Here is a 466-nt window from a genome sequence, read left to right as displayed (position 1 = left end):
GGGGGGGGGTGGCTACGGCCGTGAGAACAACCCCCCACGGGCGCCCCCCACAAACACCCCCCCCCCACCCCCCCCCACCCCCCCCCACCCAAAACCCACCCCCCCGCCCCCCCCCCCCCCCCACACACCCACCCAAACGAGGAGGTGAACCGCAAACAAAAAAAACCCCACCCCCCCCCCCCCCCCCCCCCCCCCCCCCCCCCCCCCCCCGCGGCCGCCCCCGCCGCGCCCCCCCCCCCGCCGGGCCGCCCCCCGCCCCGCCCCGCGCCGCCCCCCCCCCGCCCCGCCCCGCCGCCGGGGGGGGGGGCCCCGGGCCGCCCGCCCGCCGGGGGGGGGGGGGGGGGGGGGGGGCCCGGTGGGTGGCCAGTTCGGGGAGCGTGCGGGGTTCGAAGAGGAGGGTGGCCGGGCGGGGGTGGCCGAGTTCGCGTTCCAGGCGGCGGGCGAGGTCGACGGCGCTGAGGGAGTC

At 83.9% G+C, this 466-nt stretch carries 1 protein-coding gene; it reads right to left on the bottom strand.

Features of this window, described 5'->3' with window-relative positions; all coding sequences use genetic code 11:
- A partial coding sequence (locus tag PUR53_RS47975) for an acyl carrier protein (RefSeq protein ID WP_443080243.1) occupies positions 1–466 on the bottom strand: 466 nt, incomplete at both ends.

The organism is Streptomyces sp. SP18BB07 (assembly GCF_036322545.1).
GTDB lineage: Bacteria > Actinomycetota > Actinomycetes > Streptomycetales > Streptomycetaceae > Streptomyces > Streptomyces deccanensis.
Note: the sequence above shows the minus strand (reverse complement) of the source record. Positions and strands in the feature narration are given on the sequence as shown.